Source organism: Allopusillimonas ginsengisoli, from assembly GCF_004153455.1.
Classification (GTDB): domain Bacteria; phylum Pseudomonadota; class Gammaproteobacteria; order Burkholderiales; family Burkholderiaceae_B; genus Allopusillimonas; species Allopusillimonas ginsengisoli.
The window spans coordinates 120,423-137,948 of the sequence record NZ_SDQE01000012.1; the positions used below are offsets into that span (position 1 = coordinate 120,423).

General features: G+C 54.9%; 17 protein-coding genes and 1 pseudogene. 13 read left to right on the forward strand and 5 right to left on the reverse strand.

The features are described 5' to 3' along the window. Position 1 precedes the first annotated feature (1 nt). Positions 2 to 1,078: a glycosyltransferase family 4 protein gene (locus tag ERE07_RS17875; RefSeq protein ID WP_130010409.1), complete on the forward strand. Its 1,077-nt coding sequence runs from the start codon at positions 2 to 4 to the stop codon at positions 1,076 to 1,078. Here ERE07_RS17875 and ERE07_RS17880 read toward each other — a convergent pair. Continuing rightward, positions 1,068 to 1,550 carry an Lrp/AsnC family transcriptional regulator gene (locus ERE07_RS17880; RefSeq protein WP_130010410.1) on the reverse strand — a complete coding sequence of 161 codons (483 nt, stop codon included), beginning with the start codon at positions 1,548 to 1,550 and terminating at the stop codon, positions 1,068 to 1,070. The two genes, ERE07_RS17875 and ERE07_RS17880, sit on opposite strands and share 11 nt — an antisense overlap. A gap of 149 nt (positions 1,551 to 1,699) precedes the next feature. On the opposite strand from ERE07_RS17880, the gene glmS reads away from it, so the two are divergent. From glmS to ERE07_RS17905, 5 genes are all read left to right on the forward strand, one after another. Then, a complete protein-coding gene (gene glmS, locus ERE07_RS17885; protein ID WP_130010411.1) occupies positions 1,700 to 3,532 on the forward strand; it encodes a glutamine--fructose-6-phosphate transaminase (isomerizing) in 1,833 nt (610 codons plus the stop codon). Positions 3,533 to 4,126: 594 nt separating this feature from the next. After that, positions 4,127 to 5,611, forward strand: coding sequence for an aldehyde dehydrogenase (locus ERE07_RS17890; RefSeq protein ID WP_245153768.1), 1,485 nt, complete (start codon positions 4,127 to 4,129; stop codon positions 5,609 to 5,611). Then, positions 5,601 to 6,392, forward strand: coding sequence for an SDR family NAD(P)-dependent oxidoreductase (locus ERE07_RS17895; protein WP_130010413.1), 792 nt, complete (start codon positions 5,601 to 5,603; stop codon positions 6,390 to 6,392). The genes ERE07_RS17890 and ERE07_RS17895 overlap by 11 nt, the downstream gene beginning before the upstream one ends. A gap of 164 nt (positions 6,393 to 6,556) precedes the next feature. Further along, positions 6,557 to 7,096: a cupin domain-containing protein gene (locus ERE07_RS17900; protein WP_130010414.1), complete on the forward strand. Its 540-nt coding sequence runs from the start codon at positions 6,557 to 6,559 to the stop codon at positions 7,094 to 7,096. An 81-nt stretch (positions 7,097 to 7,177) separates the two neighbouring features. Further along, positions 7,178 to 7,714: a hypothetical protein gene (locus tag ERE07_RS17905; protein WP_130010415.1), complete on the forward strand. Its 537-nt coding sequence runs from the start codon at positions 7,178 to 7,180 to the stop codon at positions 7,712 to 7,714. 262 nt (positions 7,715 to 7,976) lie between these two features. Here the strand turns inward: ERE07_RS17905 and ERE07_RS17910 are convergent. From ERE07_RS17910 to ERE07_RS17920, 3 genes and pseudogenes are all read right to left on the reverse strand, one after another. After that, a pseudogene (locus ERE07_RS17910) lies at positions 7,977 to 8,150 on the reverse strand (IS256 family transposase); the annotation flags it as partial. A 170-nt stretch (positions 8,151 to 8,320) separates the two neighbouring features. Beyond that, entirely contained in the window at positions 8,321 to 9,274 is a 954-nt protein-coding gene (locus ERE07_RS17915) for a Bug family tripartite tricarboxylate transporter substrate binding protein (protein WP_130010416.1), read from the reverse strand. 60 nt (positions 9,275 to 9,334) lie between these two features. Beyond that, positions 9,335 to 10,237 (reverse strand): HpcH/HpaI aldolase/citrate lyase family protein, encoded by a 903-nt coding sequence (locus ERE07_RS17920; protein WP_130010417.1) that lies wholly within the window; start codon positions 10,235 to 10,237, stop codon positions 9,335 to 9,337. 343 nt (positions 10,238 to 10,580) lie between these two features. On the opposite strand from ERE07_RS17920, the gene ERE07_RS17925 reads away from it, so the two are divergent. From ERE07_RS17925 to ERE07_RS17935, 3 genes are read left to right on the forward strand one after another with little or no spacing between them, the layout of a single operon-like run. After that, positions 10,581 to 11,813 (forward strand): CaiB/BaiF CoA transferase family protein, encoded by a 1,233-nt coding sequence (locus ERE07_RS17925; RefSeq protein WP_130010418.1) that lies wholly within the window; start codon positions 10,581 to 10,583, stop codon positions 11,811 to 11,813. 54 nt (positions 11,814 to 11,867) lie between these two features. Beyond that, entirely contained in the window at positions 11,868 to 12,338 is a 471-nt protein-coding gene (locus tag ERE07_RS17930; protein ID WP_130010419.1) for a MaoC family dehydratase, read from the forward strand. Next, on the forward strand, positions 12,335 to 13,612 hold the full coding sequence (locus ERE07_RS17935) for an acetyl-CoA hydrolase/transferase family protein (RefSeq protein ID WP_209021180.1): 1,278 nt from the start codon (positions 12,335 to 12,337) through the stop codon (positions 13,610 to 13,612). The genes ERE07_RS17930 and ERE07_RS17935 overlap by 4 nt, the downstream gene beginning before the upstream one ends. A gap of 51 nt (positions 13,613 to 13,663) precedes the next feature. Here the strand turns inward: ERE07_RS17935 and ERE07_RS17940 are convergent, their stop codons facing one another. Beyond that, complete coding sequence (locus tag ERE07_RS17940; protein WP_130010420.1) at positions 13,664 to 14,401, reverse strand: IclR family transcriptional regulator; 738 nt, start codon at positions 14,399 to 14,401, stop codon at positions 13,664 to 13,666. A 445-nt stretch (positions 14,402 to 14,846) separates the two neighbouring features. On the opposite strand from ERE07_RS17940, the gene ERE07_RS17945 reads away from it, so the two are divergent. The 4 genes from ERE07_RS17945 (at position 14,847) to ERE07_RS17960 (ending at position 17,220) form a co-directional block, all read left to right on the forward strand. Further along, positions 14,847 to 16,013, forward strand: coding sequence for an acyl-CoA dehydrogenase family protein (locus tag ERE07_RS17945; protein ID WP_130010421.1), 1,167 nt, complete (start codon positions 14,847 to 14,849; stop codon positions 16,011 to 16,013). A 248-nt stretch (positions 16,014 to 16,261) separates the two neighbouring features. After that, positions 16,262 to 16,516, forward strand: a complete 255-nt coding sequence (locus ERE07_RS17950) for an ABC transporter permease family protein (RefSeq protein WP_130010422.1) — start codon at positions 16,262 to 16,264, stop codon at positions 16,514 to 16,516. Between the two features lie 24 nt (positions 16,517 to 16,540). After that, positions 16,541 to 16,969 (forward strand): ABC transporter permease family protein, encoded by a 429-nt coding sequence (locus ERE07_RS17955; protein ID WP_130010423.1) that lies wholly within the window; start codon positions 16,541 to 16,543, stop codon positions 16,967 to 16,969. A gap of 56 nt (positions 16,970 to 17,025) precedes the next feature. Further along, positions 17,026 to 17,220: a hypothetical protein gene (locus tag ERE07_RS17960; protein ID WP_130010424.1), complete on the forward strand. Its 195-nt coding sequence runs from the start codon at positions 17,026 to 17,028 to the stop codon at positions 17,218 to 17,220. The last annotated feature ends 306 nt before the right edge of the window (positions 17,221 to 17,526 follow it).

Sequence of the window (17,526 nt, forward strand, 5' to 3'; positions counted from 1 at the left end):
CATGAACATACTGCAACTGAACTTTGAACGAGGCTGGCGCGGCGGCGAGCGCCAAACCTTGCTGTGCATGGAACAGCTGCGTCGAACGGGACATACCGTATCCTTGCTGGCGCGCGAAGGCGGTGAACTGGCGGCCCGCGCCCGCGATGGGGGCTTTACGGTACATGCGGTTGCCAACATGACGGGTGTCTGTCGTTTCCTGCTGGGCCCGGGGCGGCGCTACGCCATTCTCCATGCTCAAACCGCGAATATGGTGACCTGGCTCGCTATCCTGAAGCCCTGGCTCAAAGGCACGGTCTTCACGCGACGCACGGCTTTCCCCGTTCCATCGAAACGTGAATCGCGCACCGCATGGAAATGGCGGCGCGTGGACGCCCTGGTGGCGATCAGCGAAGCCGCCGCGGAAGAACCCCGGCGACTTGGCCTGCCGGTTCAGATCATACCCAGCGCGGTGGAAATACAGCCATTGGACGAAGCCCGTGTCCGTGCCTTTGCCGCCGAGTATTCGCTGGACGGCAAGCTCGTCCTGGCGACTGCCGCCGCCCTGACCCGTGAAAAAGATCCCTGCACATTGCTGCGCGCCGTGCATCGTCTGCGCCAGACCCGTGAGGATTTTGTGTTTTTGCATTTGGGCGCAGGGGGCGACGCGCAGGAAGAAGCGTACGCCCTGCACAAAACGCTCGATCTTGGCCGGCACTATATATTTGCCGGTTTCCAGACCGGCGTCGAAAGCCTCTATCGGCTCATGGATGCGTTTGTACTGTGCTCACGCCACGAAGCCTTGGGCACCAGCGTGCTGGACGCATTCCTGTATGGGGTGCCCGTGGTGGCGACGAACACCGGTGGTCTGGCGCAGCTCTTGGCAGATGACAGGGGGCTGTTATGCGAAGTCGGCGATGATCAGGCGCTTGCCGATGCGATGGCGCGCATACTTGCCGATCGAAGCCTGAGGGCGGGCATCATCGAGCGGGCACGCAACTATGTGTGCCGCGAGCATGATCCGTCTTCCATGGCCGCCCGATACTTGAAAATCTATAAAACAATCGCCGGCACGGCCAGCCAGGACGTTACCGGATGATGGTTCGGGTTTCGAACTTGGCCCGGTTGATCGAAAAGAACGTACGCACATTGCGGACATTGGCCTGCGAGGTAAAGACCTCGTGCGCCATGGCGTGATACGCAGGCATATCCGCCAATTGGGCAATCACGATGAAATCCGGCCCCGGCGACACGCGATAGCATTGCAGTACGTCGTTGACACCGCTGATGTTGGATTCGAAGGCGGCATAAGCTTCGGCGGTTTGCACATCCAGCGTGATTTCAATGATGGCGGTCAGGCTGCTCCCCACCTGTTCGGGATTGACCAACGCCACCTGTTTTTCGATAACCCCTTCGTCTATTAAACGCCTGACCCTGCGCAAACAGGTTGGTGCGGAAGCATGCACGCGCTGCGCCAAATCCTGGTTCGTCATCGAACAATCTGTCTGAAGTTGTTCCAGGATGCGACGATCGAGATCATCCAGGGTGGCGATATTTGGCTTTGACGACATTAATATAAAATATAGTAGTGTTTATGAAAGATAATTGCGTCATGAATTGATACTGAAATAATTTACCATATTGATGGAAAATAAGAAATCATATTTCTTCTGGTTCCGCGCAAAATAGCCACGTTCTCAAAATTTAGCAGGAGCTGCTTATGTGTGGCATCGTCGGCGCCGTCGCCCAACGCGACATCACCCCTATTCTTCTTGAAGGGCTCAAGCGGCTGGAATACCGGGGCTATGATTCCTGCGGTATTGCCGTGCATGCCGATGGCAATTTGCGCCGCGCGCGCAGCACCGAGCGTGTTGCCGAACTCCAGGCGCAAGTGGCCAAGGAAAGCGTCAAGGGCTACACCGGCATCGCCCACACCCGCTGGGCCACGCACGGCGCGCCCGCCACGCACAATGCGCATCCGCACTTTTCCGGCCATGGCAAGGATGACGCACGCATCGCCCTGGTGCATAACGGCATCATCGAAAACCACGACGAACTGCGCGCCGAACTGCAAGCCGCCGGTTATACATTCACCAGCCAGACCGATACCGAAGTCATCGCTCATCTGGTAGACCATCTCTATACCGACGATCTGCTCAAGGCGGTTCAGCAAGCCATCCGCCGTCTTGAAGGCGCTTACGCCATTGCCGTGTTTTGCCGCGATGAGCCCCATCGTGTCGTCGGCGCCCGTCATGGCTCGCCCCTGGTTGTCGGCCGCGGAGAAAACGAAAACTTTCTGGCCTCCGATGCCCTGGCGCTTGCAGGCACAACCGATCAGATCATCTATCTTGAAGACGGCGATGTTGTCGATTTGCAGCTCTCGCGTGTCTGGATCACGACAGCCGACGGTCAGGCCATCGAGCGCCCGGTCCATACCGTGCAGGCCCATACCGGCGCCGCCGAGCTCGGCCCCTACCGCCACTACATGCAGAAGGAAATCTTCGAGCAGCCGCGCGCGGTCAGCGACACCCTGCAGAATATCGAAAGCATCACCCCCGAACTATTTGGCGACGGCGCCTTCAAGGTATTCCAGGAAATCGACAACGTACTCATCCTGGCCTGCGGCACCAGCTACTACGCCGGCCTCACGGCCCGTTATTGGATAGAGTCGGTCGCCAAACTGCCCGTCAACGTCGAGATCGCCAGCGAGTATCGTTATCGAGACAGCGTGCCCAACCCGCGCACCCTGGTCGTGACCATCTCGCAGTCTGGCGAAACCGCCGACACCCTGGCTGCCCTCAAGCACGCGCGCAGCCAGGGCATGGAACACACATTGACTATCTGCAATGTGTCCACCAGCGCCATGGTGCGCGAATGCAAGCTCAATTACATCACGCGTGCGGGCGTGGAAATCGGTGTGGCCTCCACCAAGGCCTTTACGACCCAGCTAACGGGGTTGTTTTTGCTGACGATGGCGCTTGCGCAAACCAAGGGTGAACTTGCCGACGAGAAAGAGGCAGAACTGCTCAAGTCTCTGCGTCACCTGCCTGTCGCCATTGGCGCCGTGCTCGCGCTCGAACCCCAGATCATGGCCTGGGCCGATCGCTTCGCCAGCAAGGAAAACGCACTGTTCCTTGGCCGCGGCATGCACTATCCCATTGCCCTGGAAGGCGCGCTCAAGCTCAAGGAAATCAGCTACATTCACGCCGAAGCCTATCCCGCCGGCGAACTCAAGCACGGCCCCCTGGCCCTGGTCACCGAGGCCATGCCTGTAGTGACCATTGCCCCGCGCGATGAGCTGCTCGAAAAGCTCAAGTCGAATATGCAGGAAGTTCACGCGCGCGGCGGCGAGTTATATGTGTTTGCCGACGCGGATACCAAGATCGTCGCCAGCGAAGGTATCCATGTGATTCGGATGCCCGAAAATTACGGCAAGCTATCTCCGATTCTGCATACGATACCGCTGCAGTTGCTGGCGTATCACACGGCATGCGCAAGAGGCACGGATGTGGACAAGCCGAGGAATCTGGCCAAGAGTGTGACGGTGGAGTGAGGGGGCTGTTAACCTGCCGTGAAGACTGAAAATAATGTCTGGCGATCAGCGCTTGCAAGAGCGCTAATTCCGTTGGGCATCCATTTTCGGCCTATTGTGTTGAAACACTCGGATCTTGATGCTTGAGTTCGGAGCTAGAAAAAATCGTGGCCGGCGCATTGACTCATCATATTTGCTACCTACGTTGATCTGTAGTCTGCGTATTTTTCGATATGACGACCTGTAGGTGAATAAAAATAATCTGTATGTGAATAATGTGCGTTGTAATAAGTTTTAGATTACCGGACATGTTGCAATTCCAGGGCTCTGTAGAACAGTAGCCCGTTCAGCAGGGCAACCGCCTCACCTCTGCGACGCTCTGATTGCCCATATTGCCTGTCAATCAGCTATCCCAGCAACCTGTTGGCTCCCTCCGTCCGGATGGCGGGGCGTGCCTGTGTCCGTCGCAGGCAGGGATTCAAAGGCTGGATTTCGCGCTCAATTTATTCACTTATTTGAATAAAGAACATTTTAAGGGTTCACCCTCATGTATGTTTTGATCATTCAGGTGAATAATAAGAACTGAATATTTCAATGTTACTTTGCGAGATCAACTTGACCCCAGACATCGATCTTCAGGAAAAACTTTACATCGACGGCGCTTGGCAACGTCCTCAGAATGGCGGAGTGCTCGAGTCCATCGATCCTTCGACGGGCAAGCCTTGGACAGGCTTTGCGGTCGCCGGACCAGCGGATATCAATGCGGCCGTGGACGCCGCCAATGCGGCTCTGCGCGGCCCCTGGAGCCGCTTCAGCCCGGCGCAGCGCGCAAACCTTCTGCGGCGCATCGGAGCCTTGTTTGAGAACCAGGGCGAGCAACTCGCCGTAATCGAGTCGCGCGACAACGGCCAGCTCTTGAGTGATATGCGCAATGTAATGCGCGGCCTGGCGGAATATTGGTACTACTATGCGGGCATCGCAGACAAACTGGAGGGGCGTACCATTCCGATGGAGGATGGGGTGCTGGCCTATACGACGCGTGTGCCCGTCGGCGTGGTCGGCGCCATTGTTCCTTGGAATGCGCCGCTGCAGATGGTGACCTGGAAGCTTGCGCCCGCTTTGGCGACGGGGTGCACCATGGTGCTCAAATCTGCTGAGGAAACCCCGGTCAGTGCTTACTTCTTCGCGCGGCTGATTGAAGACATCGGAATTCCGCCTGGCGTGGTCAATATCGTCAGCGGGCTGGGCGCCACTGCTGGGCGCCATCTGGTGGCGCATCCGGGGGTCAACAAGATCTCGTTCACAGGTGAGCACCGCACCGCACAGGACATTATGCGGGGTGCTTCGGTCAACCTTAAGCGCCTGTCGTTCGAATGCGGCGGTAAGGCACCGCATATTATCTTCGACGACGCCAGTTTGCCGCAGGCTATGAACGCGGCGACGCACAATGCCTTCGCATACTGCGGCCAGAGTTGTGCGCTAGGATCGCGCTTACTGGTGCAGCGCGGTGTTTATGAACAGGTGGTTCAAGAGCTAGCGCGTCGGGCTGAGCGTATCCGCGTCGGATTGCCCGATGATCCACGTGCCCAGATGGGTCCACAGAACTCCGAGGCCCAACTGGAAAAGACGCTAGGCTATGTGGATATCGGGAAATCCGAGGGCGCTCGGCTTCTCGCTGGTGGACGCCGCCTGATCGCGCCCGAATTTGCAAACGGCTATTTCGTTGCTCCCACGGTGTTCGCCGATGCATCCAATGACATGCGCGTGGCGCAGGAGGAAATCTTTGGGCCAGTGGTGTGCGTCATCCCGTTCGATACGGAAGATGAGGCGGTGGAAATTGCCAACCACACGGACTACGGGCTCACTGCTGGCCTGTGGTCGCAAGATATCGGTCGTGCCCATCGTGTGGCAGCGCGCATCGAGGCTGGCACTGTCTGGGTCAACACCTATCGCTACGTACGCTGGGCCATTCCTTACGGGGGTTTCAAGCTCAGCGGTCTTGGACGTGAGAACGGGCAGGAAGGCGTTGATGCCTATTTGCAAACCCGTTCCACCATCATCAATCTCAATGGACAATATCCCGATGCCTATGCCAACTGAATCTTTTCCCCTTCGTCTCGAAGGCAAGCGCATCCTTATTACCGCCGGCGCGTCCGGCATGGGCAGAGCCGGTGCCGAGTTGTTCGCACGCCATGGCGCGGTGATTTGCATCGCCGACTATAACGCCAACAGCGCGGCGTGCGTGGTGGAGGCCGTGCGCGCAGCAGGCGGCCAGGCCAGTGCGCTGGTGGCCGATCTCACTGACATGGAGCAGGCGCGCCACATCGTGCACGAGGCCTCTGAACGCATGGGCGGGCTGGACGGACTGTGGGCACATGCTGGCGCGCCCGGTCCCCAAGGCCTGGAAAATCTGGACTGGAATGACTACCGCCGCAGCATGGCATTGAACGTGGACGCGACTGTCGCGTCGGTCAGCGAGGCAATTCCGCTGTTGCGTCAGGGTCGCAAGCCATCGATCCTGATGACGGCGTCGATCTCGGGCCTGGTGGGCTCGCAGCTCAGCCCCATCTATTCACTCGAGAAATTCGCCATCGTAGGTTTCGCGAAGTCGTTGGCCCTTGCCCTGGGCTCGGACGGTATCCGCGTCAATGCGCTGTGCCCCGGACTCGTCGATACACCCATGCTGCCCACCTTCATGTCTCGCAGTGGCGATGCCGAAGCCAGCCGCTTGGCGCAGGAAAAGTTCGTCGCCAGTGTGCCGTTGGGCCGCGTTGCCCAACCCGAGGAGCAGGCGCATGCGGCGCTGTGGCTGATGTCCGACGAAGCCGCTTACATCACAGGCATTGCTCTTCCCGTTGATGGCGGCTTCACTGCCCGCTGATCTCTTCCTTAACTTTGCCGAAAGTGGCGTTGGTGACGCGGTTTCTCAATTGAGCCCCTTCTAAGGGCAATGCGAAGCTGTACAGCTGAGGCGAAGGTGAAAATGTTTGGACCGAATCCTGCGTATTCTAGGAAACTAAAAAAACGAAAGTAAAGGTGCCTAGTATGACTGTAAAACTAAAGAGAGTTGTTACGACCATTAATGGTGAAGGCAAATCGATATTCGTTGACGATGCATCGGTTATGTCTACCGTAACGGGTGGAATGAAAATTCACAACATCTGGGGAACTAGTGATGGAATACCGCAAGTTGGGAGGGGCATTGAAGCGGAAGCTGTGCCTTTCCCATTTTTTCCAGGGCCTGGAGGGCATCGCGTCGTATTAGCAGAGTTCACGCCAGAAATGAGAGGAACGAGTGGAAAAGTTGAGGCTAAAACAATCCAAAGCAACGAAGCCGAGGAAGAGAAAAGCCAGCCCGGCCTTCTTGGTGTGTTCGAAGAGGAGAACCCCGGCTTTCATACAACCGACACCATTGATTATGCTATTTGCATAGAGGGCGAGGTTTGGTTGGTACTTGATGATCAAGAGCGACTTATTACCCCGGGGACTGTGGTAATTCAACGCGGAACGCGTCACGCTTGGCAAAATCGCAGCGATCACTGTTGCGTCATGCTATTCGTTCTGCTGGGTGCTGAACGAGCATAAGCGAACAAAACTGTTCAATGACTTGCTGTTGAAGTATTCGAAACTTGCGTTTTCCATAACCTGAAACTACGAGATCTATTTATGACACACTTTATGAGAAGGGCCACTTTTCTGACCGTAATTGCTCTTGCATCAGCTTGCAATGTTGCGGCAAAGGACAATCCTCCCCCGCGAGATGACTGCAGTGCACCAGCCAATCAACAGATCGCCGAAGGTTGCAACACACTAACGAAATTCATAGACGCATTCAATGCCAAAGATCCCGAAGCATTTGCAGCATCTAATCACTACCCACATATTAGAATTACAGGTCCAAACGTTCAGACTTGGCAGACCGCAGAAGACTACATGCGTGACAACACTAAAGAACAGATGGAAAGTAGAGAAAACAATCCAAAATTTAAAGGATGGAAAGCAAGTAGGTGGGATTGGCGAAGGCTCGATGGAATGTCAGAGAATACAATGCACTTCACCACCATGTTTAGCCGTTTGAATGGCGAAGGCGAAGTTCTAGGGGCATTCGAGTCTCTGTACATCCTTACAAAAAAGGATGGAAAATGGGGTGTTCAGGCTCGCTCAAGCTTCGCTGGGGTCGCGGGGAAGAACACTGCGTATTGAATCTCCGACAGAGGGGCGCCCAATGCGGCCACTGGTCCAGTTCAATCCAGTGCAGATTGTGCCCCTTCAGTAGAGCAGATCCGGCGCTCATGAGTCGAATCTGGCGCCGAATCTGCCGTTGTTAGCCCTTCTTCGCGTCGACGTACTCGGCGTGGCCATCGTCAATGCTGGGTAAGGGAAGGTGGTGTGCTTACGAAAGCCGTGGCGCTAGCGAGAACACATCCTTTGCATTTCTCGAAAAAGATTCCATGCCCGCTCATGAGCCCGGGTGGTGATTGAGCTCTGCGCTCAGCGCACGTTCGGTCAGCGCCTTTTTAAATGCCAATGACGCGGCGTTGATCGCTTCGGCCGTCATCGGGCCATCGCCGAACGACTTCAATAACTCAGCGGGAATGCTCGGCAACTGGGCCAGCGGGGTCTTGGGTTTGCGTGGCATACATACTCCTTGGCGGTATGTTATGCCCTAAACACGAAATTACTGACAGACCCATGCATTTCCTTTCAACGACGTACACAATCCTTGGTCGTGCAGGAATTGATACAAAGCTCGTCAAACAATAGCTGCGCAGAATTTCATTGCGGCGATGACAGATATCGCCAAGCTGGCTATTTTGGTTTTATATGTGCAACACCGGTAAGTTTTCTGTATCGCGCGACCTCTAGTTCCTGCCAGCTTTGCATCTGTTCACGGCCTAATTTCATAGGAATCAATCCGTTGCTCTCTAAATAAGCCGTGATGGATGGGCTTTCCGCCACCTTGCTGAGTGCAGCCTCGATCTCGTTCGCAGTCTGTTGTTGGGTTTCTTTGCGTATGATGAAAGAAGTCCACGGCGTTATTTCGAATCCGGAATAAGTGTCACTGACGATCGGCGCCTGAGAGAAGGCCTCAGGCCGTGTCGACGACGCGAGTCCCAGAATGCGAAGCTGTCCTTCTTCGATCAGGGTAATGGCACCGCTAATGTCGATAAAGCCTATTTCCAAGTGCCCTCCTATCAAGTCCGTAATAACGTTACCGGCGCCCTTGTAAGAGATATTCTCAGCCGCGCAATTGGCATCAAGCGCGAGCGCAGTTACGCCGAGTTCGTAGATTGCCGCATACGTTCCGATATTGAGTGGCCTCTTTTCGGCTGTAGCGATAGCTACTGCATCGGCCAACGATTGGTAGGGGGAGTTAGAGCCGACGACGAATGCGGCGGGGGCTATTGCGATTCCGTGAATATGGATGAAATCGTGTGGGTCATAGCTCAGATTCTTTGTTACGAAAGGATTAATGACCATGGGAGAGCCCCCTGCCAGCCCAATGGTATAGCCGTCCGCGGGTGCAGCCTTTAGTGCTTGCATCCCGAGCGCACCATTTGCCCCGGGTTTGTTTTTCACGACTACGCTCTGGCCGAGCGTTTTCGAAAGGTGATCCGCGAAAATTCGCGCTTGCGCGTCTGAAGAGCTTCCGCCTGCATACGGAACGATTATCGTAATGGGCTTGGATGGGAAGGCTTTCTGGGCGAAGGCGCTGAAGGCGGCCATGGTGGCCAGCGCTCCGATGAATGTTCTGCGTTGCATAGTCTGTTTCCTTGTCGACTGATTTCGTTCAGATCACTTCTTTGGCTGATGTTTGGGGCGCTACCTTGCTTGGTCATGATGTGCGAACTGCCGCAGATAGAGAATGTCCCGTGCCCGCTTGATCAGTGGGGCGTCGATCATTTTTCCTTCAAAATCGATGGTGCCAATGCCCTGCGTGTACGCGTTTCTGCAATGCGCGATCAAACGCTCGGCGTAGGAAATCTCTTCATTGGTGGGAGAAAATGCAAGGTTTGCCAACTCTGTCTGGCGCGGCGTCAGGCATATTTTGCCGTCGTAGCCGAGGTTGCGGCCTGCCTCGCTATCGCGTTTGAAAAGCGCTTCGTCGCGAATGTCTACGACTGCCTGGTCGATGGCCAGGATCCGGGTTGCTTTGGCAGCCAGCAATACCATTGACCGTGCCACAAGCACTTCGCTACCCTCGACCGTTCGACGTGCTCCGATATCCGTCGCCAGATCTTCAGCGCCAAAAATAACGGCCCGGAGCTCGGGGGCGCAGCGGCAAATCTGTGCCGCGTTGAGAACACCTGCGGCTGTCTCGATACCGGCAAAGACATCGATATCAACTCCGGCTGACTGGATGGCCCGTGTGACGGGCTCCAGATCGTCCGGTTTCTCGACCTTGGGAACAAGGATCACATCCGCCCGGCACTCGATTGCCGCCTTTATGTCGTCAGCGAAGAATTCAGAATTCGGCGCATTGACGCGTACGCCGAGTCGGCCGACAAAGCCACTCTCGCGCGTGCGGAGAAACAGCTCGGCCAAGCCTCTGCGTGCTGACGACTTGTCTGCGACGGGCGTGCCATCTTCCAGGTCGATTACGGAACAGTCAGCAGATATGCGAGGAAACTTCAGTACCAAATCTGCTCGATTCGCAGGCGCGAACAACAGGGAGCGGACTATGTGGCAGGTGGTGTGTGCGGATGGAGAATTACATGGGTGCAAGGTTCGTTTCCTTTACTGTGCCGCTCCTTGTCTGGAGCTGCTTGGTGATGAGGTGCTTGAGCGTCGGGCGGCCGCTGATCTAGCTTTTGAATGTGAGTGGGCCAAGTATCAACTGCGGAGTGTCTTTGCTCTATAAGCGAGGCATTGGTTCGCTATCGCTATCAACAACGCATAGTTCATTTCAGTTTGATCTTATGTTTGTTCATAATAGTGAACTAATAATATTGAATACGTGAATATTATTGAAAATAATCTGAAATTTGTATAGGGTTTTCTCTTATATATGGAGTGTATTGATTTTATGTTCATATAGGTGTAGTATTAATTCATTATGATGAACACAATGCCTGAATCAAATCAGACACCGCTCAAGCCGCTTGAGGGCGTACGCGTAATAGATATGGCCACGGTTTTGATGGGACCGATCGCCACGCAGATCCTTGGCGACTATGGTGCGGACGTAATCAAGATTGAGCCTCCCGAAGGTGATGTGATGCGATACGCGGGCGAAGCTCGTAATGCACGCATGGGACCCATGTACCTGGCAACCGGGCGCAATAAGCGCAGTGTTGTACTTGATATCAAAAAGCCAGGAGGTAAGCAGGCATTGCTGAGGTTGTGCGAAACAGCCGATCTTTTCATTCACAATGTGCGGCCTGCGGCTATGCGTCGAGCAGGGTTGTCATACGAAGACCTGCGTGCAATTAATCCATCCATTGTTTATGTGGCTCTTGTGGGGTTCGGTCAAGATGGGCCATACGCGGAGCGGCCAGCTTTCGACGATATTATTCAGGCGGCTTGCGGTCTATCAGGGCTTTTTGTGCGCGCAGGCTATGCTGAGCCGGCCTTCGTGCCTGCCAACCTATGTGATCGGATGACTGGCCTCGCCGCTGCCCATGCAGCAATTGCGGCGCTGTACATGCGGGAGCGCACGGGAGAAGGTCAATCGATTGAGGTGCCTATGTTCGAAACCCTTACGCAGATGATCCTTGGTGATCACCTTAATGGCACGGCCTTCGTCCCGCCGATTGACCGTGCGGGGTACAGCCGGCTGCTTAATGTGTACCGACGTCCGTTCCGTACCAGGGATGGGTATCTGGCGGTAACGCCATACAACGACAAGCAGTTTCGATCCTTCTTTGCGGCAATCGGACGCGAAACAGATTTTGACGCCGACCTGCGCATCAATACGCACGCGGCACGGGCCCGAAACTACGATGTTGCGTATTCGCTGTTATCGGAGATTCTCGCGAGCCGTACGACCGATGCATGGCTCGCGCTCTGTGAGGAGCACGAGATCCCATGCCAGCGCATCTATGCCATTGAAGACCTTCTTGATGATCCTCATCTGCGCAGCATAGGCTTCTTTGAAGAAGTCGATCATCCCACGGAAGGCCGGATTCTTCAGATGAGGCCTGCTGCGCGATGGAGCAACGCTGATATTGCTACTCATCGATTGCCGCCCCAGGTGGGCGAGCACAGTGTAGAGGTGCTGCGACAAGCCGGCTTCAGCAAAAGCGAGATTGATCAGTTGCTGGCGGTGGGCGCCACGATGCAGGCCGAGACGCCTAATTGACTATCCATGGTGGAGAGACCGCCAAACTATAAGTGCCAAGGAGCAGGAAACCATATGTCAGGACTTTACTTTGACCAGTTTAAGATCGGTGATGTTTTCGCACATGCCACGACGCGCACGGTGACAGAAGCCGACAATTTGCTGGCGACCGTGCTCAGCATGAATCCGCAGCCGTTGCATCTGGATTTTGAGTTTGCCGCAAGAACCGAATTCAAAAAGCCATTGGTAAACAGCATGTTTACGATGGCATTGGTGATAGGGTTGTCGGTACCCGAAACGACCCTGGGCACCACTATAGGGAATTTAGGTATGAAAGAGGTCAATTTTCCCAAGCCGGTGTTTGCTGGCGATACGATCCGTGTGGAAACTACCGTTGTTTCCAAGCGGGTTTCCAAAAGCCGTCCCAATGCCGGTATCGTTGAGTTCCAGCACCATGGAATCAATCAGCGTGGTGAGATCGTGTGCTCTTGTCTGCGATCGGCATTCATGAAGCGTGAACCCGAGGTCGCGTGCCGAGCAGCATGACTTTGATGACGCTCATCGAGCCGGAGCAGTTCGCTTTTGGAAACCTCTTGCGTCCCGATGACCAAGTGATCTGTGGACAGGCCTGTGCCGAGCCATTGACGCTAACTCGCCACTTTGTTGCGGAGTGTGCGCGGCGTCAGATTTCGGTGCAGACATTCGTCGGTACACTCTTTAGCGATACGTTTGAGCATGCTCCATCCTCTATGCGGTTTCTGTCGTACGGTGCTATCGGTCAGGCAGCTAAAATTGCGCATCGCGGTGGATTCGATATCGTGTCAGAGCGTTACAGTCGCTTGGCAGGCCTGTTCGCCAACGGTGCGCTGCCTGCCGATGTAGTGTTATTGCAGGCGGCGATTGGAGACGATGGCTCGCTCAGCTTTGGGCTTGCGAGTGACTATGTCATAGATGCGGCACGAAAGGCGCGGGTGGTGGTTGTGGAGGTCAACCCCTTTGTTCCATGGACGTATGGAACAGTGTGGCCAGAAGATCTTCGGGTTGATGCATGGGTCCGGGGTGCACATAAGCCGGTGGAACTGCTACCCGGGCAAGCGACCCGCACGGAAATGGCAATCGCGAATCATGTCGCTGCGCTCATCCCGGATGGTGCCACCTTGCAGGTCGGGGTCGGCGCGCTGCCGGACGCAATGCTTAGAGCTTTGCAAGGGCACAGATACCTTGGCCTGCATTCCGGCGTACTCGGTGACGCGGCACTCAGTCTGATCAGCGCCGGAGTTATCGACAATAGCCGAAAGGTGTGTGACGCTGGCGTCAGCGTGGCCAACACGATCTGTGGTAGTGCCTCGACGTATCGTTTTGTGCATCGCAATAAGGGAGTGGAAGTACGGCATAGTAATTTCACCCATGATGCCCGTGTCCTGGCGCGCCAATATCGTTTGCACACTATCAACGGCGCGCTTGAAGTCGATTTAAGCGGGCAGGTCAATTGCGAGCAGTTGCGTGGACAACCTCGAGGGGGGATCGGCGGGCTGCTGGATTTCTCGCGTGCTGCGCGTGAAAGTCAAGGCGGACGTTCCATCACTGTCCTGCCCGCTACGGCTGCCGGCGCGAGAGCAAGCCGTATAGTTGCGTCGCTAAGCGGCCCCGCCACGTTGGGTCGGGCCGACGTCGATATTGTTGTGACTGAATACGGTATTGCCGAGCTGCGCGACGTGTCGCAGCACGAGCGCGCAAAACGGTTGATCGCCATTGCGGCTCCGTCGTTTCGGGCTCGTCTGGAAGCTGAGTATCGAGCTTTGAAGCGAAGCAGTGGGTAGCTCTGGCCGATGCCAGGCGAGGAGGTGCCTCACCCGTGTATCGAATGGGCATTACGCGTTGGCGGGAATATGGCGACTGATCTCCTCTCGCATGATTTCTAGGATTTCGCTCTGCCGAGGATGTACCCGATGCCTTGGTCCAGCTACTAGCAACGCAAGGTGTCGTGTCGGGAACTGCAGCGGTAGCGCAATGCCTCCCAAGTCGCGAGTAAACTCTCCCGCCCCTTCGAAATAGCCTCGCTCCAGCGATTGCCTGATTTCTTTTTCCACCGCATCGACGCTGAGCAGGGTGGAATGAGTGTACCGTTTGAAGACAGCCCGTCGCAGGATGGCATTGCGTTCTTGTTCGGAAAGTTGCGACAGTAGCGCACGTCCGGTGCCAGTCGCGTGAATAGGTACCAGCTTGCCGACTTCGGCAGCGTAACGGATCGCCTGACTTGACTCCGCTGTCGCGATGAAGACAGCGTGCATGCTGCTGATTCCTGCCAGAACGGCTGTCTCGTCGGTTCGTCTGCGCAGTGCAACGATCAGATCCTGCAGTTCGCTGGGTACGGGGGCTGCGCGGTCGATCTTTTGGATCAGTACCCCCCAACTCGGCGAGGGATAGTAGCCTTCGCGTGCTCTGGGTTCATAGAGGTAGCCACGATTGGCCAGAGTGCCCAACAAATTGAACGTGCTGGAGCGCGGCCAATCGAAATGTTTCGCAATCTCCGCTAGCGTTGCTGGTCGCCCGCGATCGGCAAAGTATTCCAGCAGTTCCAGCGCATTAGCGACCTGACGAATTTCCATAGCGTATCACCCTAAATTGACCGCCTGAAGCGGCTCACAGTTTGTAAGGTTGCCGGGAGAGTAACCCGCAAGCCTAACAGGTTGGAAATGGAATTTTATTCACATATGTGAACAATAAGCCTATTGTGCCATCCTTTTCGCCCAAACTACTAATAGGGCTGTCTCTTATAGATAGTGTTTTCATAACGCCATGTCCCATTTGAGAATGATGTAATTATCAAAATCTCAGTCTTGACAGGTCCAATTTGTTCCCTATAATAAACATATTGTACATATACAAGAACAAAATTGCCTGAGCAGCCTTGTTGCTATTGTTATTTCTCAGAAAACAGGCTTAATTCAGGGTCAGAATACGTGACAATAGAAAGCAGGTCAGTTGTCTTCTCTATTTATGTATAAATTATCCATGTGAGTGACGTTACAGCCTTTTCGAGGAAGCCTTCAGATGAATTTCCAATTGACCGCCGACCAAGAGTCCATTCGAGACTCGATTAAGAAAATTTGCAGCCAGTACGACGACGCGTACTGGCTTAAGCGTGACCGGGAAGGCGGTTTCCCGGAAGAGTTCGCAGCGAGTCTGGCGAAAGATGGCTGGCTCGGTATCTGTATCCCAGAGGAGTACGGCGGCTCGGGTTTGAATATTGCCGACGCCGCAGTGATGATGCGCACCATTGCGGAAACTGGCTCGGGGATGTCCGGTGCGTCAGCGGTGCACATCAATGTGTTTGGTCTCAACCCTGTGGTTGTGTTCGGTACCGAAGAGCAGAAAAGGCGGATGCTTCCACCGATGGCGCGGGGCGAGGTCAAAACTTGTTTTGGGGTTACCGAGCCCAATACAGGTCTTAATACCACTCAACTGAAAGTTCGTGCGATCCGCAAGGGCGACAAATACATTGTTGATGGCACCAAGGTTTGGATCTCCACTGCGCAGGCGGCGCAAAAGATACTACTGCTGGCTCGTACCACGCCTCTGGAGGAGGTTAAGGCTCCGACTCATGGACTGTCGCTTTTCTACACTGATTTTGACCGCTCACGTGTGCAAGTGCATGAGATCGAGAAGATGGGACGCAAGTGTGTGGATTCGAACGAGCTTTTCTTTGAAGGGTACGAAGTGCCCGCGGAAGACCTCATTGGCGAGGAGGGGCGTGGTTTCGAATACATCTTGCATGGCATGAATCCAGAGCGCGTTCTCATTGCAGCCGAGGCTGTGGGTCTGGGCAAACTCGCACTAGAGCGAGCAACTGCTTACGCCAAGGAGCGTGTAGTTTTTAATCGTCCCATTGGTCGCAATCAGGGGATTCAACACCCACTGGCGCGTAACTGGATGGAGCTCGAGGCGGCTTGGCTCATGGTGATGCAGGCTGCATGGTTGTATGACAATGGCCAGCCTTGCGGAGCTGCCGCCAACGCAGCCAAATTTCTTGCGGCTGAAGCCGGGTTCAAGGCTTGTGAGCGAGCTGTCATGACGCACGGAGGTTTCGGCTACGCAAAAGAGTACCAGGTTGAGCGTTACATGCGAGAAATCATGATCCCGCGCATTGCGCCAATCAGTCCGGAGCTGATCATGTGCTTCATCGCCGAGAAGGTATTAGGGCTGCCCAAGTCCTATTAAGACAAGAGGACTCGGGGTAGTCGCGTGGGCGCAAGATCCCTTGGATGAGCACGTTGCTTCACAGCGCTGGTCGGTGACCGAGCAAGACGGCTCTTCTCATGACCGATAGCGGCCATTCTCTTGTATCTCGAGAGCTAGGCTAACAAGCCGCCGTGTCGTTGTGAGCCATTACCTCACATTAATGAAGTGGCATTCATCTTGAAGGATTGCGACGCCGAGCAGAAGGTGCCTGGGCGCGCGATTGTTAATTGGTCAAAACCGACAACGAAAGGCTGGGTGAGCAATCTATGGGTTCATTACGTTTTATTGCCCGCCGCATCATGGGTGGAGTCACGTTGATTATTGCGGTGGTGGTATTGAATTTCTTTTTACTATCTGCTGCGCCAGGAGATGTTGCGGATATGCTTGCCACGCAGGCGGGCGGAGCAACGACTGAACAAATCGATAACATCCGAAAGGAAATGGGACTTGATAGAACCGTCTTCCGGCAAATGCTCATCTAAGTAAGCAAGGTGACAAGAAGGGATTTGGGCCAATCGCTTTTCTATAACGAGTCGGTGGCCTATCTGATTGCAGAACGCATCCCGAACACGATGCTCTTAGTGCTGTCGGCCATGCTCATTGTCGTTGTGTTCGGGACGCTTCTTGGTGTTCTTTCCGCCTATAAGCCCAAGGGAATACTGAGTTTTGGTGTGACCATTTTCTCTCTGGTGGGCTTCGCCGTCCCGGTATTCTGGAGCGGCACGGTCTTGCTTATCGTCTTTGCCTATTGGTTTCCTATTTTCCCGCCTCGGGCATGTACAACATCGGTGAACATCCTACCGGCTGGGACGCTGTCTGGCAGGTCGGGCATCACCTCATTCTGCCGGTTATCTCACCATCCCATCAATCAAATCGAAGAGCTGTTGCCGTGGCGCCTGGGCCTGCAAAACGAAAGCCTGCCCAAGGCAGCATAGTCACTTCTGATCATCTGCGTATTGAAGCGCTGATCAAGAAGGGCGAGGGCCATGTCATGATTGGCGCCATCGAGTCGGTGTGCAATGCAACGGTTGCCTATGACGGAAAGCAAGCCCTAGCGATACTGCGTTACCGGTCAGACGAATCTCTGGCCCCGATCTTGAAACGTCTGGATGCTGCCATTGTCACCGCGCAAGACAGTGGCGACCGTGTCCATGAATGGAATCAGCCAGGAACCAAGTGGACCTAAGCCTTAGGCCGTCAAGACGGTCCTGGAATGACGCTTATTCCTCATCTTGGATCGGAACTGCTTATGCAGACAGCAGCTCTCAAGGCGACGCACATTCCTTATCAAGGCGGTGGGCCAGCGCTAAATTCCGTCCTTTCAGGGCAAACTGAATTTCTGTTTTCAAGCATCATGCCAGTCCTTTCAAAAAATTTGTCGAAGATGAGCACTATCCCGCTGATCGTTATCAATTTTCCTCCACGCTGGTCCGGGAGAAGTGGCGGCGACGTTCAGTCAGGCCCACTCTTCCAAGGGACCTTTCTGCGTTTT